Below are 1,382 nucleotides of genomic sequence, written 5' to 3' on the forward strand. Positions count from 1 at the left end.
TGGTAGGCATTCTGGGGATCCTCAAAGCTGGTGGGGCCTATGTGCCGCTTGACCCGGCTTATCCGCAGGCACGACTGGCCTATATGCTTAGCGACACGAACGTCGCTCTGGTACTGGCCCAGCAAAGTGTGCTGAAGCAATTACCTGTATTTGATGGCCAAGTGATATGCCTAGACGATGAAGCATTACAGGCCGAACTGATGACTATGCCAGTACAGAGTCTAATCGTCTCGGGATTAACGCCCTCTCATCTAGCTTATGTGATTTATACTTCAGGCTCTACTGGGCAGCCCAAAGGGGTAATGGTAGCGCATGAGTCGGTGACTGCTTTTGCTGTGAATAACCGCTATGTGGCGGTGTCCGAGGTTGAGCATGTAGCCAGCCTATCGTCTTATGCCTTTGACGGTTTTGTGTTTGATTTATTCTTTTCGCTGTTAAATGGTAAGACCGTGAGCCTGCTTGGGAAGAATCATATTTTAGATAGCGGGTCATTTAAATCGGCATTAACGGCCAATGGTATAGATACCTTTTTCACCACAACCGCATTATTTAACCAAATGATCCTCAATGACACCTTAGGGGATAGCGGGGTGAAAAACGTCTTGTTTGGTGGTGAAAAGGCGGATCCCGGCTTGGTTGAAAGGGCAGTTCAGCGCTATCCAAGCATTGCCTTTACTCATGTGTACGGGCCGACGGAAACCACGGTTTTTGCTTCAGCCCATCATTTTGGCGATGAAGTGGACCCGGCGATCCCGATAGGAAAGCCTTTGCACAACAAGCAATGTTATGTGCTCGATGCTGCCTTGAACCCTGTGCCGGTGGGCGTAGTCGGAGAGCTATATATAGGGGGACTGGGATTAGCCCGAGGTTACCTGAACCATCCGGCATTGACGGCAGAGAAGTTTGTTATCAATCCTTTTTATGATGAAAAGAACAACCGCAGCAGTAAACAGCTCTATCGCACAGGGGATTTGGTGCGCTGGCTGGCGAATGGCTCTTTGGTCTTTATAGCGCGAGCGGATCACCAGGTGAAGGTGCGGGGATTTCGGATTGAATTGGGGGAAATTGAGCATGCACTGACAGGGCAGAGTGAGATCAAAGAAGCCGTGGTGCTTGCTCGTGAAATCGGTGATAACAATACACAGCTGGTGGCCTACCTGGTGAGTAGTGAAGCAGGGCAGCAGGATGCGGAATTGATTGAGCAAGTACGTGGGCATTTACGCCAGGTATTACCAGATTATATGGTGCCGGCGGCTTTTGTTGTCTTGGATGCTTTACCGCTAAGTGCCAACGGCAAAGTAAACCGTCATGCGTTGCCGGAGCCGGATATGGAGGCTTTAAGGGCAGAGTATATCGCTCCGCAAACGGAGACGGAAATACGC

At 50.1% G+C, this 1,382-nt stretch carries 1 protein-coding gene; it reads left to right on the top strand.

The window, feature by feature from the left end:
• On the top strand, positions 1 to 1,382 hold a 1,382-nt coding region (locus EXT47_RS23600), incomplete at both ends, for an amino acid adenylation domain-containing protein (protein WP_130127743.1).

The organism is Pseudoalteromonas sp. CO342X, assembly GCF_004208915.1.
In the GTDB taxonomy this organism is placed as follows: Bacteria; Pseudomonadota; Gammaproteobacteria; order Enterobacterales; family Alteromonadaceae; genus Pseudoalteromonas; species Pseudoalteromonas maricaloris.